Genomic DNA, 19,021 nt, shown 5'->3' on the forward strand with positions numbered 1-19,021 from the left:
GGACGAAAAGAGCATCGGCCTGAGCGTTCTCTACAACTGGTAGGCCAACCGGCTCCGGGGCATCGGTGCGGCCGGCATGCCGGCCGCCGGGGTCGTGTATTCGCCCATCGTCCTCTGGAAGGAGCCCTCACCGGCTTCACGCTGCCGGCGCCCGCCCAGGATTCCTGGAGCAGGGTTCGTGTGCTCCGCGTGGCGCGACGTGGAGCAAGGTCGGAAGCACAGGAGGGTCCGCACGGGACCCTCGTGGACGTCATCCTCGCGCGGGTGAAGGGCGTCGAACTCTCGTAGGCAGTTCGGGAAGCTGCCGTTCCGCCCTTGAACGGCACCCGCACGTGGCGGCGCGATGCCAGCGTGGCGCCACGCTCAACGGCCGCAGCCGCGCGCCGCGATGCGGTCGACCGCTGCCTTGGCCTGCACGAGACCATAGCCGAACTTGTTGTCGCGGCCTGCCGGCCCCAGGTCCAGCGCGCTCAGGTTCAGCGAGCTGCGCAACTGCGACGCGGTGCATTCCGGACGCATCGCCCACACCAGCGCAGCCACCGCCGAGACATGCGGCGTCGCCATCGAGGTGCCGTCGAAGAAGGCGTAGTTCGACGCCGTCACGCTGACCGTCGCGGTCTGGCCGAACTGGCCGCGCATCGCCGCGCCCTCGGTGTCGGAGGCCGTCACCGACGGGATGGCCGTCACCGTGCCGCCCAGCGTGCCGCCGAAGCTGCCGGCGACGTTGTTGTAGATGACCGCGCCGACCCCCCCGCTGACCTGGCAGTTCGACACCTTCGTGGCGAAGTCGTAGGTGCCGCGCTGGATCAGGCAGACCTTGCCGTTCATGCTGCCGGCCACCGCCGAACCGCCCAGGCCGAAGTCGGCCAGGGGCGCGCCCACGCTGGCGATCGGCGAGCCGTCCATGCCGCCGGGCGCATAGGCGGCCGCACCGACACTCAGCGCCGAAGCCCGGCCCGTGCCCATCGGCACGGTGGACAGCACGTTGACGCCCGGCCCCGCGATCTCGACGTCCTTGTTGTACTGCGAGAACGTCGCCCACTGCCGGGCCTCGTCGATCGCCGCCACCGAGACGACGCTGCCGTAGCCGGCCGGGTACGAGACACGCGTGTTGCCGCCGTTGCCTGCGGCGGCGATGGACAGGATGTTGTTGGTCGACAGCAGCGTGTCGAAGGTGCGCTGCTCGGTGCGGCTGGAGAACGAGCCGCCGAGCGACATGCTGATGATGTTCGCGCCGGCGTCTCGGCACCTGTTCGCCGCCGCGGCGAGGGTCGACGAGTAGGCCCAGGCCTCGGCGCCGAAGACCTTGACGATGTGCAGCTTGATCGTGCCGTTCGAGTTGACGCCGACCACGCCGCCGGCGTTGTCGAGCGCGGAGACCGTTCCGGCCACGTGCGTGCCGTGGTGGTTCTCGTCCGTGTACCACCAGCCGGTGCCCGGGTCGTACTCGCCGGTCACGTTGCCGCCGGCGGACAAGTCCTCGTGGCTGCGGTCGTAGCCCGAGTCGATGATGCAGACCTTGCGGCTCGCCACGCTGACGCCGGCGAGTTGGTCAGCCTGCACCATGGCGATGCCATACGGCAGCAGCTGGCCGACGGCGTAGGGCGTGCCGGTGGTCGGCGAAGTGCCGCCCATCGGGTAGCGCTTGACGTCCTCCTCGACGTACTCGACCGCCGGGTTGCGGGCCAGCGCGGCGACGGCCTGCGCCGGCAGCTCGGCCGCGATCGCGTCCGTGCCGTGGATCGCCAGCTTCACGTCGCCGCGCGCGGCGGCCACCGCCGCCCTGGCCGCCCCAGCGCTGCCTGGCTTGTAGGCCACGATGTAGCGCGTGGTGCCGGCCTGTGCGGCGGCAGGCGGCACGATCGCTGCGCAGGCGAGCAGGGCGAGCGCGGCATGGGCAAGGGCACGCAGGTGGCGCGGTGTGTGCATGGACAGATCCTCGGTGGAAGGGTGACTGCAGTCTACGGAGGTGCCCCGCCAGCGCCCAGCGGATGTGCCCGGACGCCCACCGAATGGGGGACTGCACTGTGGCGGCTGCGGCACAATGCCGCGCCGCGTGTAACGCGTTGCTGCCGATTCCGTCACTCATGAACTCTGCCGACTCATCGCCTCGCCGGGCCATCCGCAGCTATGTGGTGCGCGCCGGCCGCATGGGCACGGGCCAGATGCGCGCGCTGGCCGAACTGGCGCCGCACTACGTGCTGCCATTCGCGGCCGCCGTCACGGACTTCACGGCAGCGTTCGGCCGCGCCGCGCCGCTGGTCGTCGAGATCGGGTTCGGCATGGGCGACGCCACCGCGCAGATCGCCGCGGCACGCCCCGACACCAGTTTCCTCGGCATCGAGGTGCATCCGCCCGGCGTCGGCGCGCTGCTGCAGCGCATCGAGGCGCTTGGCCTGGCCAACCTGCGCATCGTGCAGCACGACGCCGTCGAGGTGCTGGAACGCATGGTCGCGCCGGCGTCGCTGGCCGGGGTGCACGTGTTCTTCCCTGATCCCTGGCACAAGAAGCGCCACCACAAGCGCCGGCTCATCCAGCCGCCCTTCGTCGCCCTGCTGGCGAGCCGGCTGGCCCCCGGCGGCTACCTGCATTGCGCGACCGACTGGCAACCGTATGCCGAGCAGATGCTCGACGTCCTGTCGTCCGACCCGACACTGAAGAACCGCTTCGAGGGCTACGCCCCCCGGCCCGACTATCGGCCGCTGACCAAGTTCGAGAACCGCGGTCTCAGGTTGGGCCACGGCGTGTGGGACCTGGTGTTCGAACGCGTCTAGGCACTCACTCGTGCCAGCCCACCCAGCCGAAGTGCGCGGTGGACAGCACCACGATGCCGAAGGCGATGCGGTACCAGGCGAAGGGCGTGAAAGTGTGGCTGGCGATGTAGCGCAACAGCCAGCGCACGCAGATCCACGCCGACACGAACGAGAACAGCAGCCCGACGCCGAACAGCGGCAGGTCGGCCGCCGAGAGCAGCGCGCGTTCCTTGTAGAGGCTGTAGGCGCCCGCGCCGACCAGGGTCGGGATGGCCAGGTAGAAGCTGAAGTCGGTGGCCACCCTGCGGTCCAGGCCGAGCAGCATGCCACCGATGATGGTGGCGCCCGAGCGGCTGGTGCCGGGGATCATCGCCAGGCATTGCACGAGGCCCACCTTCAGCGCATCCCAGGCCGTCATGTCGTCGACCGCGTGGATGCGCGCGTCCGCGCCACGCCGCTCGGCCCACAGGATGACCAGACCGCCGACGATGAAGGCCGTGGCCACCACGGTGGGCGTGAACAGATGGGCCTTGATCGTCTTGCCGAACAGCAGGCCAAGCAGCACCGCCGGGGCGAAGGCGATCAGTACGTTGAGCGTGAAGCGCTTCGCCGCGGCACTGCCCCGGCCCAGGCCCGCCGCGGTGTCGCGCAGTCGCTGCCAGTAGACGATCACCACGGCGACGATCGCGCCGGTCTGGATGGCGATGTCGAAGACCTTGCTCTTGTCGTCGGTGAAGCCGAGCAGCGAGCCGGCAAGGATCAGGTGGCCGGTGCTCGAGATCGGCAGGAACTCGGTGAGACCCTCGACGATGCCCATGACGGCCGCCTTGGCCAGGAAGATCCACTGCGCGAGGTCCAAACAGGCTCTCCGGGTTGCGGGGTGGCGCGCATGATAGCGGCCCGTTCCTTCGGTCTTGCCGCGCGCTCACTCGTAGCGCAGCGCCTGGATGGGCAGCAGGCTGGCGGCGCGGCGTGCCGGGTAGTAGCCGAAGAACACGCCCACCGCGGCCGAGAAGCCCACCGCGAGCAGCACGGCCTCGGCGCTGAGCGCCACCTGCCAGCCGGCGAAAGCGCCGACGCCCCAGGTCGCCGCCGCGCCCAGCACCACGCCGATCGCGCCGCCGACCAGGCTGAGCGTCACCGCCTCGATGAGGAACTGGCCGAGGATGTCGCGGCCGCGCGCGCCCACGGCCATGCGCAGCCCGATCTCGCGCGTGCGCTCGGTGACGCTGACCAGCATGATGTTCATGATGCCGATGCCGCCCACCACCAGGCTCACGCCGGCGACGGCGGCCAGCAGCAGGGTCATCACCCGGCTCGACTCCTCCTGCGCGGCGAGCATCTCGGTGAGGTTGCGGATGCTGAAGTCGTCGTCCTGTCCGGGCTGCAGGCGGTGTCGCTGGCGCATCAGCTCGCGGATGTTCTGCTCCGCCGCCGTCATGCTGAGGCCCTCGCGCACCTTCACCGTGGCCGCACCGATGCGCTTGAGCCGGCCTCCGCCCATGCCCTGGATGCGGTTGCGGAAGGTGGACAGCGGCACGATCACGATGTCGTCCTGATCCTGGCCGATCGAGTTCTGGCCCTTGCGCGCCAGCACGCCGATCACCGTCAGCGGCACCTTCTTCACGCGGATGATCTGGTCGATCGGATCGGCGCCGGCGAACAACTGCTCGGCCACCGTCCGGCCGATGATCGCCACCTTGCCCGAGCCGGCGATCTCGCCGGCCTCGAAGACGCGCCCCTCGGCCACGGGCCAATCACGCACCTCGAAGTAGTCGCTCCAGGTGCCGAAGACCTGGGTGCTCCAATTGGCGTTGCCGGCGACGATCTGCGCTCCCGTACGCAGCGACGGCGCCACCGCCTGCACCTCGGGCACCTCGAGCGCGATCGCCCTCGCGTCCTCTTCGGTGAGCGTCTGCCCGCTCTGCGCGCCCAGCCGGATGCCGCCCTGCGACACGGCCCCGGGCAGCACCAGCATGACGTTGGAGCCCAAGGCCTTGATCTGCGCCTCGACGCGCTGCTGCGCCCCCTGGCCGACCGCGATCATGGTGATCACCGCGGCCACGCCGATGATGATGCCCAGCATGGTGAGCATGCTGCGCAGCAGGTTGGTGCTCAGCGCTCGCCAGGCCGAGCGCAGGGCTGCGAGCGCGTTCATGGGGTCGCCGCCAGCGCTGCGGGGCGCACCGGCCGCTGCGGCGCGTCCTCGACGATGCGGCCGTCGCGAAAGACGATGCGGCGCACCGCCCAGGCGGCGATGTCCTGCTCGTGAGTGACAATGATCACCGTCATGCCCTGTGCGTTGAGCTCGGCGAGCAGTTGCATGATGTCCTGCGACGTGCGGGTGTCCAGCGCGCCGGTGGGCTCGTCGGCGAGGATGAGCTGCGGCCGGTTCACCAACGCCCGCGCGATCGCCACGCGCTGCTGCTGGCCGCCCGAGAGTTCCGCCGGCGTGTGGCCGCCGCGTTCGGCCAGGCCGACGCGCGCGAGTGCCTCGCGCGCCCGCGCATGGCGCTCGGCCGGTTTCACCCCGGCGTAGACCAAGGGCAGCTCGACGTTCTCCAGCGCGCTGGTCCTCGGCAGCAGGTTGAACTGCTGGAAGACGAAGCCGATGCGGCGGTTGCGGATCGAGGCGAGCGCGTCGCCATCGAGCGCCGCGACTTCCTCGCCGGCGAGCCGGTAGCGGCCTTCGGTCGGCCGGTCCAGGCAGCCGAGGATGTTCATCAGCGTGCTCTTGCCCGAGCCGGAGGCGCCCATCACCGCGACGAATTCGCCCTCCTCGATGCGCAGCGACACGCCGCGCAGCGCGTGCACGGTCTGCTCGCCCATCGTGTAGGTCTTGACGAGCTCTTCCGCCTCGATGAGCGCCATGGCTGCCGCCGCCTCAGAACATCGGCCTCGGGCCGCCCCCGGGGCGCTGCGCGCCGGCAGCCCCCGGCGCATTGACACCGGTGATCACGGTCGTCCCCTCGCGCAAGGCCTGTGCGAGCGGGCCGTCCGGCGGCACGAGCAACTCGGTCGACACGCCGTCGCTGATGCCCAGGCGCACGTTCCAGGCCTGCGCCGCGCCCTGGTCGTCGAGCGTGTGCAGGCGCCCGAGCGCCGGCGCTCGCCCGGCGCCCGCCACACGCGGCGCCGACGCCGGCTCGACGCCCTGAAGGCGCACGCGCAGCGCCGCGTTGGGCACCTTCAGCACGTTCTCGCGCGTGTCCGTGACGATGCGCACGTTCGCCGTCATGCCCGGCAGCACCGTGCCGTCGGGGTTGGCGAAGCGGACCACCACGGTGTAGGTGACCACGTTCTGGCTGGTCACGGCGGCCTTGCGGATCTGGCTCACGCGCCCCTCGAAGCCGCGCCCGGGAAACGCATCGATGCTGAAGCTCACCGGCTGCTGCGGCTTCACGCGCGCGATGTCGGCCTCGTCGATCGACGCGTCGACCTGCATGTCCTGCAGGTTGCGCGCGATGATGAACAGCTCCGGGGCCTGCAGGCTCGCCGCCACCGTCTGGCCGACGTCGACGCTGCGCTTGATGACCACGCCGTCGACCGGCGAGCGGATCTCGGTGCGCTCCAGGTCGACCCTGGCCTGCGCCAGCGCGGCCTCGCGCTGCCGCACCAAGGCCTGCGCGCTGACCGCCTGCGCGCGGGCCACGTCGAGCTGCGCCTGCGTGACCTTCAGCGACTCGGCCAGCGACGCGGCGGTGTTGCGCGCGTTGTCGTACTCCGCCGGCGAGATGAAGTTCTGTCCGAGCAGTTCGAGCTTGCGCTGCGCGTCGCGCTGGGCGTTGTCGGCCTCGAGCCTCGCCCTGGAGACGCCAGCCATCACGGCGGCGACGTTGGCCTGCGCGTTGAGCACCGCGGCGCGCGCCGACTCGAGGTCGGCCTGGGCCTGGCGGACCTTGTACTCGAAGCTCTCCGGATCGAGCCGCGCGATCAGCTGGCCGCGCTTGACCTCGGTGTTGAAGTCGGCACGGATCTCCCTGATCTGCCCGGACACCTGGCTGCCCACGATGACCTGCGACACCGGGTTGACCGTGCCCGCCGAAGAAACCGCGGCGGCGAGCGGGCCTCGCTCGATCTTCGCGGTTCGGTAGCTCGACGGGGCGTCCCCACTGCGCTGCGCCCACCACCCACCTGCCAGCGCCGCGCCTGCCAGGGCCAGGCCGGCCAGCCACCACCGCTTGTACGTCATGGCCGCGGATTCTAGGGAGCAGCCCGCAGCGACGCCCTTTTCAGGGTCAGGCTTCGTGCATCTCGACGGCCGCGTGGCATGCTTGACCCATACCCTCCCGGGCAGCTATATTACTGACCGGTCAGTCATTATGACAATGTCCTCCCCCACCACCGCCCCCCGCCACGCCCCCCGCCAACGCCGCAAGGAAGCTCGCCCGCAGGAGTTGATCGACGCCGCGCTCGCGCTGTTCGCCGAGAAGGGCTTCGCCGCGACCCGCTCCGAGGAGGTGGCGGCGCGCGCCGGCGTGGCCAAGGGCACGCTCTACCTGTACTACCCGAGCAAGGAAGAGCTGCTCAAGGCGGTGATCAGCCAGCGACTGTCGAGCCAGATTGCCGCGGCAGCCGAGGAGTGCGAGCGCTTCGACGGGCCGAGCGCGGTGCTGCTGACCGAGGTGCTCACCAACTGGTGGATCAGCGTCTTCGACAGCCCCACCTCGGCGGTCTTCAAGCTGGTCATCACCGAGGTGCGCAACTTTCCCGAGATCGCCGACTTCTATCGCCGCGAGGTGGTCGAACCCGGCCAGCAACTCATCGGCAAGATCCTCGAGCGCGGCATCCACCGCGGCGAGTTCCGCCGTGTCGACGTGCCGGCGGCGGTGCTGTCGCTGATCTTCCCGATGATCATGCTGTGCCTGCACAAGCACTCGCTGGCCGCCTGCGCACAGGCCGTGCCGATGATCGACCCGCACACCTTCATCCGCCAGCATGTCGAACTGGTGCTCCACGGCCTGCGTGTCGATGCGGCTCCCGCCCCGCGGAGCCGCGCATGAAGCGCCACCTGAAGTGGATCCTGCCGCTGCTGGCGCTGCTGGTGCTGGCCGCCGGGGTCATGCGTTCGCTCGACAAGCGCCGCGCCGAGCAGGCCGCGCCCTCGGCGCGCGCCACGCTGGCACTGGACCTGGCGCCCGCCGACGTGGTCGTCGCCCGCACGTTCCCGCTGTCGCGCACGCTGGATATCTCGGGCGGCCTGAAGGCGGTGAACACCGCGCTGGTCAAGGCCAAGGTCGCCGCCGAGTTGCGCAGGCTGAGCGTGCGCGAAGGCGACCGCGTCAAGGCCGGCCAGGTGATCGGCCAGCTCGACACCGCCGAGCTCGACTGGCGGCTGCGCCAGGCCGAGCAGACCGCCTCCTCGGCGCGGGCTCAGCTCGACATCGCGCGGCGCACGCTGGAGAACAACCGCGCGCTGGTCGCGCAGGGCTTCATCTCAGCGACAGGGCTGGAGACCTCGGTCTCCAACGAGGCGGCGGCACAGGCCAACCACCAAGCCGCCGTCGCCGCCGCCGAACTGGCCCGCAAGGCGCGCGCCGACAGCACGCTGGTCGCGCCGATCTCCGGCCAGGTCGCGCAACGCTTCGCGCAGCCGGGTGAGCGCGTGCCGGTCGATGGCCGCATCGTCGAAATCGTCGATCTCGCCAAGCTGGAGCTGGAGGCCGCGGTGGCGCCGGAAGACGTGGTGCAGCTGGCCGTCGGCCAGGGCGCCACGCTGCGCGTCGATGGCCTCGCCGAGCCGGTGTCGGCGCGCGTCGCCCGCATCAACCCGAGCGCGCAGACCGGCAGCCGCTCCGTGCTCGTCTACCTCGCCGTCGACGCCCAGCCGGCGCTGCGCCAGGGCCTGTTCGCGCGCGGGCGTATCGTCGTGGCGCAGGCCGACGCGCTGGCCGTGCCGCTGGCCGCGGTGCGCACCGATCTGTCGCAGCCCTACGTGCTGCAGGTGCAGGACGGCAAGGCGGTGCTGAAGACGGTGACGCTGGGCATCCGCGGCGAGGTGCAAGGCCAGCCTTGGGTGGCCGTCACCGGCGGCCTGGGCGAAGGCGCGATGGTGCTCACCGGCACCGCCGGAGCGGTGCGCGACGGCACGCCGGTGCGGCTGGTCGGCCCGGCCGCAGCCTCGGCCGCGCGCTGACCCACGGGGCGAGCGGCCATGTGGTTCACGCGCGTCTCGATCGGCAACCCGGTGATGGCGGTGATGGTCATGCTCGCCTTCGTGGTGCTGGGCCTGTTCAGCTACCAGCGCCTCGCGGTCGACCAGTACCCCAATGTCGACTTCCCGACGGTCGTCGTGCAGATGGACTACCCGGGCGCCTCGCCGGAGATCGTCGAGGCCGAAGTCACGAAGAAGGTCGAGGAGGCGGTGAACACCGTCGCCGGCATCAGTTCGCTGTATTCGCGATCCTACGAGGGGACCTCGATCGTCATCGTCGAGTTCAATCTCGACATCGACGGGCGCAAGGCCGCCGAAGACGTGCGCGAAAAGGTGGCGCTCATCCGCCCGCTGCTGCGCGACGAGGTCGAGGAGCCGCGCATCTCGCGCTTCGACCCGGCCAGCCAGCCGATCTTCAACGTCGCGGTCCTCTCCACCGACGGCCGGAAGTCGGCGCAGGAGCTGACCACCTGGGCGCAGCAGGTGCTGCGGAAGAAGCTGGAGAACGTGCGCGGGGTCGGCTCGGTGACCCTGGTCGGCGGCGTCGAACGCGAGATCAACCTGTACGTCAGGCCGGCTGCGCTGGAGGCATTCGGCATCGGCGTGGATCAGATCGTCGCCGCGGTGCGCAGCGAGAACCAGGAACTGCCGATGGGCGCGATCCGCTCGGCGGATCAGGAACGCGTGGTGCAGATCAACGCACGGCTGAAGCGCCCGGAAGACTTCCGTGACATCGTGGTGGCACGTCGCAACGGCCAGCCGGTCAAGCTCTGGCAAGTGGCCGACGTGGTCGACGGCCCGCAGGAGATCGACAGCCTGGCGCTCTACAACGGCCAGCGCACCGTGCTGCTGTCGGTGCTGAAGTCGCAGGGCGAGAACACCATCGCGGTGGTCGACGGCCTGCTGCAGGCGCTGGACGGCGCGAAGTCGCTCACCCCGCCCGGCGTGAAGGTCGAGGTCAACCGGGACAACTCGCGCGCCATCCGCGTCTCGGTGGCCAATGTCAAGCGCACGTTGTTCGAGGGTGCGCTGCTCACCGTGCTGATCGTCTTCCTGTTCCTGAACAGCTGGCGGTCCACCGTCATCACCGGGCTGACGCTGCCGATCGCGCTGATCGGCACCTTCCTGTTCATGTACGCCTTCGGCTTCACCATCAACGGCATCACGATGATGGCGCTGAGCCTGTGCGTCGGCCTGCTGATCGACGACGCCATCGTCGTGCGCGAGAACATCGTGCGCCACGTGCAGATGGGCAAGAGCGCGCACCAGGCCGCGCTGGACGGCACGGCGGAGATCGGCCTGGCGGTGCTGGCCACCACGCTGTCCATCGTCGCGGTGTTCCTGCCGATCGGCTTCATGGGCGGCATCGTCGGCAAGTTCTTCCACGAGTTCGGCATCACCATCGTCGCCGCGGTGCTGATCTCGATGTTCGTCAGCTTCACGCTCGACCCGATGCTGTCCAGCGTCTGGCACGATCCGCAGGCGCATGGCGTGCACCGCGGCCCACCGGTGACGCTGTACGACCGCACGATCGGTCGAGTCACGTTCCAGTTCGACCGCTTCACCGAATGGCTGTCCGACGCCTACCAGGCGATCCTCGGCTGGTCGCTGAAGCACAAGCTCGCCACGCTCGGGCTGGCACTGGCCACCTTCGCCGGCAGCTTCGTCGTCATCCCCATCCTCGGCGCCGAGTTCGTGCCCAAGGCCGACCTCTCCGAGACGCAGGTCAACTTCTACACGCCGGTAGGCTCGTCGCTGGAGGTAACCGAGCTGCGCGCCAAGCAGGTCGACGCCGCGCTGCGCGAGTTCCCCGAGGTGCGCCACACCGTGACGACGATCAACAGCGGCTTCGCGGCCGGCAAGATCTACGCGACCACCTACGTGCGCCTGCTCGACCGCAAGGACCGCCAGCGCAGCATCGCGCAGCTCACCGTGCCGATCCGCGATCGCCTCTCGCGCATCCCCGGCATCACCGTCACCAACATCGGCCAGACGGACCTGGGCGGCGGCAAGAGCCTGCAGTTCTCCATCCAGGGCGCCGACCTCCACGAGCTCGCCAGGCTGTCGCAGTCGATCACCGCGAAGCTGCGCGAGATTCCCGGACTCGTCGACCTCGACAGCACGCTCAAGCCGGACAAGCCGACGGTGGCCGTCGAAGTGAAGCGAGACGCCGCGGCGGACGCCGGGCTGAACGTCAACGCGCTCGCCGGCACGCTGCGCACGCTGGTGGCCGGCACCACGGTGGGCAACTGGCGCGCCAGCGACGGCGAGAACTACGACGTCAACGTGCGCCTGCCGCCGCCAGGCCGCGACGCCATCGCCGACTTGCAGCGCCTGCCGATTACGGTGGCCGCCGCTGCCGATGGCTCGCCGCGCGTGGTGCGCCTGTCGCAGGTGGCCGACATCGCGCCGTCAACCGGCCCGAACCAGATCAACCGGCGCGACCTCAACCGCGAGATCAACGTCGACGCCAACGCGCTCGGCCGCAGTTCCGGCGAGGTCTCGGCCGACGTGAAGAAGGTGCTCGATTCGATCGCCTGGCCGCCAGGCTACCGCTACGTGTTCGGCGGCTCGACGAAGAACATGAACGAGTCGTTCCAGTACGCGGTGGGCGCGCTGGCGCTGGCCGTCGTGTTCATCTACATGATCCTGGCCAGCCAGTTCCGCAGCTTCCTGCAGCCGATCGCGCTGATGAGTTCGCTGCCGCTGACGCTGATCGGCGTGGTCCTGGCGCTGCTGATGTTCCGCTCGACGCTGAACATGTTCTCCATCATCGGCATCGTGATGCTGATGGGCCTGGTGACGAAGAACGCCATCCTGCTGATCGACTTCGCGATCCGCTCGCGCCGCGGCGAGCATGCCGGCGAGCACGGCCTGAACCACGACGTGGCGCCGATGAACCGCGAGGAGGCGCTGCTGCACGCCGCCCGCGTGCGGCTGCGGCCGATCCTGATGACCACGCTGGCGATGGTGTTCGGCATGGTGCCGCTGGCTTTCGCACTCACCGAGGGCTCGGAGCAGCGCGCGCCCATGGGCCAGGCGGTGATCGGCGGCGTGATCACCTCCTCGCTGCTGACGCTGGTGGTGGTGCCGGTCATCTACTGCTACCTCGACGACCTGTCGGCCTGGCTGAAGCGCAAGCTGATGCCGCGCGCGCCTGCGACAGGTCAAGCCGCGGCCATCACCCCCGCGAAATAAAATGCGGGGTTGCCCGGAGGACTCCACCATGAACGTCGAACAAGCCCGCTTCAACATGATCGAGCAGCAGATCCGCCCCTGGGACGTGCTCGACCCCGCCGTGCTCTCGCTGCTGACCGTGGTCAAGCGGGAGGACTTCGTGCCTGCCGCCTACCGCGCGCTGGCCTTCGTCGACACCGAGGTGCCACTGCCCGGCGGCCAGTGCATGCTGGCGCCGCGCGTCGAGGCACGCCTGCTGCAGGAGCTGAACCTGCACAAGCATGAGCGGGTCCTCGAGGTCGGCGCCGGCTCGGGCTACATGGCCGCCTTGCTGGCGCACCGCGCCCAGCATGTCACCACGCTGGAGATCCTGCCCGAGCTGGTGAAGCTGGCTGCCGACAACCTCAAGCGCGCCGCCATCGTCAACGCCGCCGTGCGCCAGGCCGACGGCTCGCGCGGCTTCCCGTCGGAAGCGCCGTTCGACGCCATCGTGCTGTCGGGCTCCGTGGCGGAGGTGCCACAGGGCCTGCTCGGCCAGCTGAAGATCGGCGGTCGGCTGATCGCCATCGTCGGCCAGCAGCCGATGATGCGCGCCACCCTGGTGACGCGCAGCGGCGAGCATGCCTTCGCCAGCGTCGAGCTGTTCGACACCGTCGCGCCACGCCTGCAGGGCTTCGAAGAGCCTTCGCGCTTCCGCTTCTAGGCATGCACCAGCTCCGCGTCACCGAGGTGCACCAATGGGCCGGCGACGCCGTCGAGCCGCTGCTGCTCGACGTGCGCGAGCCCTGGGAGTTGCAGCGGGCGGTGATCCAGCTCGACGGTGTGACCACGCTGAACCTGCCGATGGGTCAGATCCCGCAGCGCCTGGACGAACTCGACCCGGCGCAGCCCATCCTCTGCATCTGCCATCACGGGGTGCGATCGGCGCAGGTCGTCGCATTCCTGGAGCGCGCCGGCTTCGAGTCGGTCTACAACATTGCCGGCGGCATCGACGCCTGGTCGGCAAGCATCGACCCGGCCGTGCCGCGCTATTGACCCTGATTCACGAGCTTCCAACGAGGACCCGCCATGCCCTTCGCGCGAACCCGCCTGTCATTCGCCCCCGCCGCCCTCGCCCTCGCGCTGGGCCTCGCCTTCGCGGGCACGGTGCGGGCGCAGAGCCTGCAGGAACTCTACGAGGCGGCACGCGGCTATGACGCCAGCTACCTCGCCGCGCGCGCCTTGCTCGACTCGGCGCAGTACCGCACCGAGCAGGCCAAGGCGCTGAACCGGCCGCAGGTGGGACTGCAGGCCTCGGCGACGCGCACGACCAGCGACACGCCCTACTCGAGCACGCTGAGCGCGAACACCAATGCGGTCACTGCCGGCATCAGCGCCAGCCAGAGCCTGTTCAACAAGGCCAACGGCGCCACCATCGAGCAGGCCGAGAAGTCGCTGGCGGTATCGCGCACCGAGTTCGAGTCGGCCGAGCAGGACCTCATCGTGCGGGTCGCCCAGGCCTACTTCGACGTGCTGGCGGCGCAGGATACGCTGACGACGACGCGCGCCAACAAGAGCTTCATCAGCGAACAGCTCGCCTCGGCCAAGCGCAACTTCGAGGTCGGCACCGCGACGATCACCGACACCCGCGAGGCGCAGGCGCGCTTCGACCTCGCCACGGCGCAGGAGATCGCCGCCGAGAACGACCTGCGCACCAAGGGCATCGCGCTCGACCAGCTGGTCGGACGCAGCGGCGTGCAGCCCAAGGGGCTGGCCGTGCCGGTGGTGCTGCCGCCGGTGCAGCCACCGGTGGTCGACGAATGGGTGCTGCGTGCGGATGCCGACCACCCGACGGTGCGACGCGCTGCGCTCGGCCTGGAGGTGGCGCGCCTGGAGACGGAGAAGGCACGTGCCGGCCACCTGCCCACGGTGTCGCTGAACGGCAGCGTCGGCAAGGGCCGCGTGTCGACCAGCGGCGACCTCGCCGGCCCGCCCTTCACGTTCGACAGCTCGGGCACGTCGACGAACACCAGCATCGGCGTGACGCTGAACCTTCCCTTGTTCGCCGGCTACTCGATCCAGAACCGCATCAAGGAGACGCTGTCCCTGGAAGAAAAGTCGCGCAACGACCTCGAGGCGGCGCGCCGCGGCGTTGCCCAGGGCACGCGCCAGGCCTTCTACGGCGTGCAGTCCGGCCAGGCGCAGGTGAAGGCGCTGGAGGCGGCGGAGTCGTCCAGCCAGCTCGCGCTGGAGGCCACGCAACTCGGCTACAAGGTGGGCGTGCGCGTCAACCTCGACGTGCTGAACGCGCAGACGCAACTGTTCACCACCAAGCGCGATCTGGCCAGGGCGCGCTACGACGTGCTGCTCGGCAGCCTGCGGCTGCGCCAGGCCGCCGGCCAGCTCAAGCCCGAGGACGTGGCGGCGCTGAACCAGTTGCTGGAACGCTGACCGGCGAGGCCGGCCTCACTCCGTGGCCAGCGGACCGCGGACTTCCTGCACCCGGCCGAGCGCGTCGAGTTGCAGCAGCAGCGTGAGCTCGGCCTCGCCGGCGAAGCCGGCATCGATCGCCTGGATCGTCCGCCGCACCTCGCGCTGAGCCGCCTCGCCGGCCTCCGCCTCGAGGGGGACCCCCAGTTCCCGCGCCGCAGCGCGCGCCGAGCGACCCAGTGCAGCATCGGCCTCGTCGGCGGTCCGCAGCGCCTGCAAGGCGCTGCGCAGCACCAGCGCCGCTGCGGGCACCGCCTCGCCGAGCGCGAGGCGCAGCCCATGCCAGGCGGCGAGCGTGCGCGCCGCACCGCGGCTCACGCGGCGCCGCAGTGCGTACTGCTGCCACAGGCCGCGCCACTCGGCCACCCCTGCGGGGCGGCCGGTCACTGCCGGCAGCAGCGACTCCAGCCCGCTGCGCAGCGCCGCGGCGCCGTCGCTGGCGGCACGCCATTGCGCTTCGGCCTGCACGCAGAAGTCGGCCACCCGCGCCACGAACACCGGCTTGCGGATCACGCCGGCGTGGTTCTCCTCCACCTCGCGCAGGTAGCGACTGAGGTCCTGCAGCAGCACGCGCAAGCGCTCGTCGCCGGGCCCGGACTGCTTCAGCCAAGGGGCGGCCTCGGCCTGGATCGCTCCCACGTCGCGACGCAGTCCACGCAGGTAGACCGGGCCGCAGCGCAGCGCCAGCACGATGGCAGCCAGCGGCGCCGAGCGCGACGCGTCGAGCGACTGGGCCGGCGTGGCGCGCAACGTGCCGGCAGGCGCGCCCGCCAGTTCGCCCCGTGCCAGCGCCAGTGCACTGCCGGCGCGCAGCGTCACGCGAAACAGGTCACCCTCCGCCGCCTCCGGCAGCGGTGCGAGCAGGGGCGCATGGGCCAGCGCCGCGGAGAGCACCTCGCGCTGCATCGGGGTGGCGGCAGCCACTGCAACACGCTGCCATTCGGCATCGCAGGCGCGCTCCAGCGTCAGCACCGGCGCGGGTGCGGCGTCGCGCAGTTCGTAGCGGCGCGCCCGCGGCACGACCAGCGTCGTCGGCGGCTTCACGGCCGGCGGTGCCACCAGGGCGGTCATCGGGCTGCGCAGCGGTGCGGCCGGGCCGGGCAAGGGCGCCAGGCCGCCACCCGGCGTCGGGGCGTCCACGGCGGTGCCGGCAGGGCGAACCCCTGCAGACGCGGGGGAGCTGGGGGCGACGGCCGGCGCATTTGCGCTCGGCACCGCGCTGCGCGGGCGGCGCAGCAGCAGTCCGAGAAGCAGCGCGCAAGCCGCCGCCAGCGCCGCCACCAGCCACCAAACTGCCTCGCCCATCGTCGCAGGCCTCCTGGGCAACATCCTGCCACGAACGCAGCGCCCGGGCTATCGCCACCATCACGCCTGCCGATTGGACCGGTCGGGCCCTGACCCTCATCATGACAGGCGTAACCACCCCGCCCCGGAGACCCCATGGCCAAGACGGCGACATTCGGCGTTGTGCACCTTGGCACCTCGTTCACCGTGGGCTACGCGCTGACCGGCAGCGTGGCCATTGCCGGCGCGATCATCTTCGTCGAGCCGGCGGTGAACACCGTGCTGCACTACTTCTTCGACAAGTACTGGGGCCACCCTCGCTTGGTGGCGGCCCTCTCGAGGCTGCGCCCGGAGCCGGCCGCTGCCTGATCAGCCGCGGGCGGCACGGCACGCTGGTCAGGACTGGCGCGCCCGGCGCGCCAGGGCCTCGATCGCCATCACGTAGCCGTCGACGCCGAAGCCGACGATGATTCCCGCCGCGACCGGCGACAGCCAGGAGTGGTGGCGGAAGCTCTCGCGCGCGTGCACGTTGCTGATGTGCACCTCGATCACCGGCACCTCGACCGCGCGCACGGCGTCGTGCAGCGCCACCGAGCTGTGCGTGTAGGCGCCGGCGTTGAACACCACGCCGGCCACCGTGCCGGCCAGGAAGCCGCGCCCTGCCTCGTGGATGGCATCGATGAGTGCGCCCTCGTGGTTCGACTGGCGGCAGTCGACGGCGAAGCCCAGCTCGCGGCCGCGTTCCGTGCACAGGCGTTCGACGTCGGCGAGCGTGGTGCTGCCGTAGGTGGCGGGCTCCCGCGTGCCGAGCAGGTTCAGGTTGGGGCCGTTGAGGACGAGGATGCTGGGCATGGCGGGTCTCGCGGTCAATCGTGCGGTTGCAGTTGCGGTTGTACCTCAGGCCAGAGGGCGACGACCTCCGCGGCCATGCGCCCTGCGGCGCCACGGTGCTCGGCCGCGAAGGCGCGGCAGCGCTCGCCGGCTTCGGCCAGGTGTCGGGCATCGGCGAGCAGCGCCAGAGCCGCGTCGAGCCCGGCTTCGATGCCGGAGACGCGCAGCGCCGCACCGGCGGCCGCCGCCCGCTCGGCGGCTTCGGCGAAATTGAAGGTGTGCGGGCCCATCACCACCGGGCAGCCGCAGGCCGCCGCCTCGATCAGGTTCTGCCCTCCCAGCGCTGCGAAGCTGCCGCCGAGCAGCGCCACCTGGCCGAGGCCGTAGTACAGCGGCATCTCTCGCATCGAATCGCCCAGCCAGGCATCGGCTTCGAGTGCTGCGGCGGCAGGCCGATCGCCCCACTCGCTGCGCCGTGCCAGCGTGAGGCCGGAGGCGCGCATCAGCGCCGCGACCTCGTCGAAGCGCTGCGGATGCCGCGGCACGATCACCAGCAGCGGTCGTTCGGCGCACGCACCGCGGCGCTGCGACCAGGCGCCCAGCAGCGGCGCCTCCTCGCCCTCGCGCGACACCGCGAAGAGCAGCACCGGCCGGCCGAGCGACGCGCGCCAGTCCTGTCCGCGCGCGACCAGCGCCGCGTCGGGCGTGATGTCGTACTTCAGGTTGCCGCAGACACGAACGTCGGACGCGCCGGCGCTGCGCAGCCGCTCGGCGTCGGCCTCGGTCTGCGCGAGCACCCGCGTGATGGACGCGACCGCCGGGCGCAGCAGCGCCGCGTAGCGCTCGCCCCGGCGCCGGCTCTTCTCGCTCAGGCGTGCGTTGGCCAGCACCAGGAGCACGCCTGCGGCCTGCGCGGCGGGCAGCAGGTTGGGCCAGACCTCGGTCTCCATCAGCACGCCGGCAGCGGGCCGGAAATGCGCCAGGAAGCGGCGCACCGCCCCGGGGGTGTCGAAAGGCAGCCAGGTCTGCCGGTCACCCTCGCGCAGCAACTCACGGCCGGCTTCGCGGCCCGTCGCGGTGCTGTGCGTGAGCAGCAGCCGCAACCCCGGCCGCGCCTCGCGCAGCGCAGCGATCAGCACGGCGGCGGCTCGCGTCTCGCCGAGCGAGACGGCATGCACCCACAGCCAGCCGCGGGAGGGCGCATCACGGTACAGGCCGAAGCGCTCGCCCATGGCCACGCGGTAGGCGGGCTCGGCGCGGCTGCGCCAGGCCAGCCGCATCAGGTACAGCGGCTGCGCCAGCCACAGCAGCGTCGAGTACAGCGCACGGGCGACGCGCGCTCGCCGTGACAGGGTCACGAGGCCGCGACCAGCACGTTGCTCCAGGCCAGCCAGGTCGCCTGCACCGTCGGCACGGGGCGACCTTCCAGCGCCACCTGGTGCAGGTGGCCATGGCTTGCCTGCGGCCCGGTGCGCCATGCGGTCGGGAAGTTGTAGAGCTGCACGTGCGGCAGGTCCAGCGCCACCGCGATGTGGCTCAGGCCGCTGTCCACGCCGATCACGCCCTGCGTGAGGGCGAGGCGGTCGAGCACGGCATCGAGTGCCATCGAGGGCCAGACCTCGACGTGAAAGGCCTTCTCGAACTGCAGCCCGGCGGCGATCAGCTCGGCGCGCGTCTGCTCCAGTTCGTTGGCCTGCGGCAATCCGATGCGCCAGCCGGCGTCGATGACGCGCTTGCCGAGCTGCACCCAGTGATCCACCGGCCAGAGCTTGTCGTCGCGCGACGTGCCATGCACGAAGGCGACCGTCGGCGTGGCCGAGCGGAACACGCGGCGCGTCGCATGCAGTCCGTACTTCGGCGGTCCCTCGGCCGGGCGGCCGAGCACTGCGGCGACCAGCGCGCGCGAGCGGTCCATCGCGTGGATGTGCGGCTCGATGCGGATGGCATGGTCGACCAGCCAGCCGGCCGGCGCCTCGTAGCTGGAGCCTTCCGTCTGGTTCCCCAATCCGAAGCGCGTGCCGCGCGCCAGCCGCGCGACGAGGGCCGACTTGGTCAGCCCCTGCAGGTCGATGATCGCGTCGTACTGCTCCGCCTGCAGCGCCTCGCGGAAGGCACGCCACTCGGCGCGCGCCGTGCCGGTCCACCATGCGCGGCGCCAGCGGCGCATCGCGCACTCGATGACGCGGCGCACGCCGGACACGCGGCGCACGATCGGCGCGAAGGCGGGTTCGACCACCCAGTCGATCACCGCGTCGGGGTGGGCGGCACGGATGTCCTGCACTGCGGGCATGGCGTGCACGACGTCGCCGAGCGACGACAGCTTGACGATGAGGACCTTCAAGCCTGCGTCAGC

The 19,021-nt window shown here is 70.9% G+C and carries 17 protein-coding genes and 1 tRNA gene; 8 read left to right on the plus strand and 10 right to left on the minus strand.

Going from position 1 to position 19,021, the window contains the following annotated elements:
* Positions 1-259: 259 nt before the first annotated feature.
* Positions 260-330: transfer RNA gene (locus Q0599_RS14205), tRNA-Gly, on the minus strand.
* 33 nt (positions 331-363) lie between these two features.
* Positions 364-1,929: a S8 family serine peptidase gene (locus Q0599_RS14210; protein ID WP_298830474.1), complete on the minus strand. Its 1,566-nt coding sequence runs from the start codon at positions 1,927-1,929 to the stop codon at positions 364-366.
* A gap of 158 nt (positions 1,930-2,087) precedes the next feature.
* On the opposite strand from Q0599_RS14210, the gene trmB reads away from it, so the two are divergent.
* Positions 2,088-2,774, plus strand: coding sequence for a tRNA (guanosine(46)-N7)-methyltransferase TrmB (gene trmB / locus Q0599_RS14215; RefSeq protein WP_298830476.1), 687 nt, complete (start codon positions 2,088-2,090; stop codon positions 2,772-2,774).
* Positions 2,775-2,778: 4 nt separating this feature from the next.
* On the opposite strand, the gene Q0599_RS14220 is transcribed toward trmB, so the two are convergent.
* From Q0599_RS14220 to Q0599_RS14235, 4 genes are all read right to left on the minus strand, one after another.
* Positions 2,779-3,612 carry an undecaprenyl-diphosphate phosphatase gene (locus Q0599_RS14220; RefSeq protein ID WP_298830478.1) on the minus strand — a complete coding sequence of 278 codons (834 nt, stop codon included), beginning with the start codon at positions 3,610-3,612 and terminating at the stop codon, positions 2,779-2,781.
* Between the two features lie 66 nt (positions 3,613-3,678).
* Entirely contained in the window at positions 3,679-4,911 is a 1,233-nt protein-coding gene (locus tag Q0599_RS14225) for an ABC transporter permease (RefSeq protein ID WP_298830480.1), read from the minus strand.
* Positions 4,908-5,624, minus strand: a complete 717-nt coding sequence (locus tag Q0599_RS14230) for an ABC transporter ATP-binding protein (protein ID WP_298830482.1) — start codon at positions 5,622-5,624, stop codon at positions 4,908-4,910. Before Q0599_RS14230 ends, Q0599_RS14225 begins: the two co-directional genes overlap by 4 nt.
* 13 nt (positions 5,625-5,637) lie before the next feature.
* Positions 5,638-6,945, minus strand: a complete 1,308-nt coding sequence (locus tag Q0599_RS14235) for an efflux RND transporter periplasmic adaptor subunit (protein WP_298830483.1) — start codon at positions 6,943-6,945, stop codon at positions 5,638-5,640.
* 136 nt (positions 6,946-7,081) lie between these two features.
* On the opposite strand from Q0599_RS14235, the gene Q0599_RS14240 reads away from it, so the two are divergent.
* The 6 genes from Q0599_RS14240 to Q0599_RS14265 are packed head-to-tail and all read left to right on the plus strand — an operon-like array spanning position 7,082 to position 14,514.
* Complete coding sequence (locus Q0599_RS14240) at positions 7,082-7,756, plus strand: TetR/AcrR family transcriptional regulator (protein WP_298830484.1); 675 nt, start codon at positions 7,082-7,084, stop codon at positions 7,754-7,756.
* Positions 7,753-8,889 (plus strand): efflux RND transporter periplasmic adaptor subunit, encoded by a 1,137-nt coding sequence (locus Q0599_RS14245; RefSeq protein ID WP_298830485.1) that lies wholly within the window; start codon positions 7,753-7,755, stop codon positions 8,887-8,889. Before Q0599_RS14240 ends, Q0599_RS14245 begins: the two co-directional genes overlap by 4 nt.
* An 18-nt stretch (positions 8,890-8,907) precedes the next feature.
* Positions 8,908-12,105, plus strand: a complete 3,198-nt coding sequence (locus tag Q0599_RS14250; protein ID WP_298830486.1) for an efflux RND transporter permease subunit — start codon at positions 8,908-8,910, stop codon at positions 12,103-12,105.
* Positions 12,106-12,133: 28 nt separating this feature from the next.
* Positions 12,134-12,787: a protein-L-isoaspartate O-methyltransferase gene (locus tag Q0599_RS14255; RefSeq protein ID WP_298830487.1), complete on the plus strand. Its 654-nt coding sequence runs from the start codon at positions 12,134-12,136 to the stop codon at positions 12,785-12,787.
* A 2-nt stretch (positions 12,788-12,789) separates the two neighbouring features.
* Positions 12,790-13,119, plus strand: coding sequence for a rhodanese-like domain-containing protein (locus tag Q0599_RS14260; RefSeq protein WP_298830489.1), 330 nt, complete (start codon positions 12,790-12,792; stop codon positions 13,117-13,119).
* Positions 13,120-13,152: 33 nt separating this feature from the next.
* A complete protein-coding gene (locus tag Q0599_RS14265) occupies positions 13,153-14,514 on the plus strand; it encodes a TolC family outer membrane protein (protein WP_298830491.1) in 1,362 nt (453 codons plus the stop codon).
* 15 nt (positions 14,515-14,529) lie between these two features.
* Here the strand turns inward: Q0599_RS14265 and Q0599_RS14270 are convergent, their stop codons facing one another.
* Entirely contained in the window at positions 14,530-15,858 is a 1,329-nt protein-coding gene (locus tag Q0599_RS14270; RefSeq protein ID WP_298830493.1) for a hypothetical protein, read from the minus strand.
* 135 nt (positions 15,859-15,993) lie between these two features.
* Here Q0599_RS14270 and Q0599_RS14275 point away from each other — a divergent pair, with 135 nt between their 5' ends.
* Positions 15,994-16,206 carry a DUF2061 domain-containing protein gene (locus tag Q0599_RS14275; protein WP_298830495.1) on the plus strand — a complete coding sequence of 71 codons (213 nt, stop codon included), beginning with the start codon at positions 15,994-15,996 and terminating at the stop codon, positions 16,204-16,206.
* A gap of 27 nt (positions 16,207-16,233) precedes the next feature.
* Here Q0599_RS14275 and aroQ read toward each other — a convergent pair whose 3' ends face one another.
* Genes aroQ through waaC form a run of 3 tightly spaced genes read right to left on the minus strand, consistent with a single transcriptional unit; the run spans position 16,234 to position 19,009 of the window.
* On the minus strand, positions 16,234-16,689 hold the full coding sequence (gene aroQ, locus Q0599_RS14280) for a type II 3-dehydroquinate dehydratase (RefSeq protein WP_298830497.1): 456 nt from the start codon (positions 16,687-16,689) through the stop codon (positions 16,234-16,236).
* A gap of 14 nt (positions 16,690-16,703) precedes the next feature.
* The gene (locus tag Q0599_RS14285) at positions 16,704-18,026 is read right to left on the minus strand and encodes a 3-deoxy-D-manno-octulosonic acid transferase (protein ID WP_367180952.1); all 1,323 of its coding nucleotides are present in this window, start codon (positions 18,024-18,026) and stop codon (positions 16,704-16,706) included.
* Entirely contained in the window at positions 18,023-19,009 is a 987-nt protein-coding gene (gene waaC, locus Q0599_RS14290; RefSeq protein WP_298830499.1) for a lipopolysaccharide heptosyltransferase I, read from the minus strand. The genes Q0599_RS14285 and waaC overlap by 4 nt, the downstream gene beginning before the upstream one ends.
* Between the last annotated feature and the right edge of the window lie 12 nt (positions 19,010-19,021).

The organism is uncultured Piscinibacter sp., from assembly GCF_937952055.1.
Taxonomy (GTDB): Bacteria; Pseudomonadota; Gammaproteobacteria; order Burkholderiales; family Burkholderiaceae_C; genus Piscinibacter.

Excerpts from the sequence above, each read along its gene's own strand:
- Q0599_RS14270 (WP_298830493.1), bottom strand. The coding sequence starts at position 15,858 with ATGGGCGAGGCAGTTTGGTGGCTGGTGGCGGCGCTGGCGGCGGCTTGC.
- Q0599_RS14210 (WP_298830474.1), bottom strand. The coding sequence starts at position 1,929 with ATGCACACACCGCGCCACCTGCGTGCCCTTGCCCATGCCGCGCTCGCC.
- Q0599_RS14260 (WP_298830489.1), top strand. The coding sequence starts at position 12,790 with ATGCACCAGCTCCGCGTCACCGAGGTGCACCAATGGGCCGGCGACGCC.
- Q0599_RS14240 (WP_298830484.1), top strand. The coding sequence starts at position 7,082 with ATGTCCTCCCCCACCACCGCCCCCCGCCACGCCCCCCGCCAACGCCGC.
- trmB (WP_298830476.1), top strand. The coding sequence starts at position 2,088 with ATGAACTCTGCCGACTCATCGCCTCGCCGGGCCATCCGCAGCTATGTG.
- Q0599_RS14250 (WP_298830486.1), top strand. The coding sequence starts at position 8,908 with ATGTGGTTCACGCGCGTCTCGATCGGCAACCCGGTGATGGCGGTGATG.
- Q0599_RS14275 (WP_298830495.1), top strand. The coding sequence starts at position 15,994 with ATGGCCAAGACGGCGACATTCGGCGTTGTGCACCTTGGCACCTCGTTC.
- Q0599_RS14255 (WP_298830487.1), top strand. The coding sequence starts at position 12,134 with ATGAACGTCGAACAAGCCCGCTTCAACATGATCGAGCAGCAGATCCGC.
- Q0599_RS14235 (WP_298830483.1), bottom strand. The coding sequence starts at position 6,945 with ATGACGTACAAGCGGTGGTGGCTGGCCGGCCTGGCCCTGGCAGGCGCG.
- Q0599_RS14225 (WP_298830480.1), bottom strand. The coding sequence starts at position 4,911 with ATGAACGCGCTCGCAGCCCTGCGCTCGGCCTGGCGAGCGCTGAGCACC.
- Q0599_RS14265 (WP_298830491.1), top strand. The coding sequence starts at position 13,153 with ATGCCCTTCGCGCGAACCCGCCTGTCATTCGCCCCCGCCGCCCTCGCC.
- Q0599_RS14245 (WP_298830485.1), top strand. The coding sequence starts at position 7,753 with ATGAAGCGCCACCTGAAGTGGATCCTGCCGCTGCTGGCGCTGCTGGTG.
- Q0599_RS14230 (WP_298830482.1), bottom strand. The coding sequence starts at position 5,624 with ATGGCGCTCATCGAGGCGGAAGAGCTCGTCAAGACCTACACGATGGGC.
- aroQ (WP_298830497.1), bottom strand. The coding sequence starts at position 16,689 with ATGCCCAGCATCCTCGTCCTCAACGGCCCCAACCTGAACCTGCTCGGC.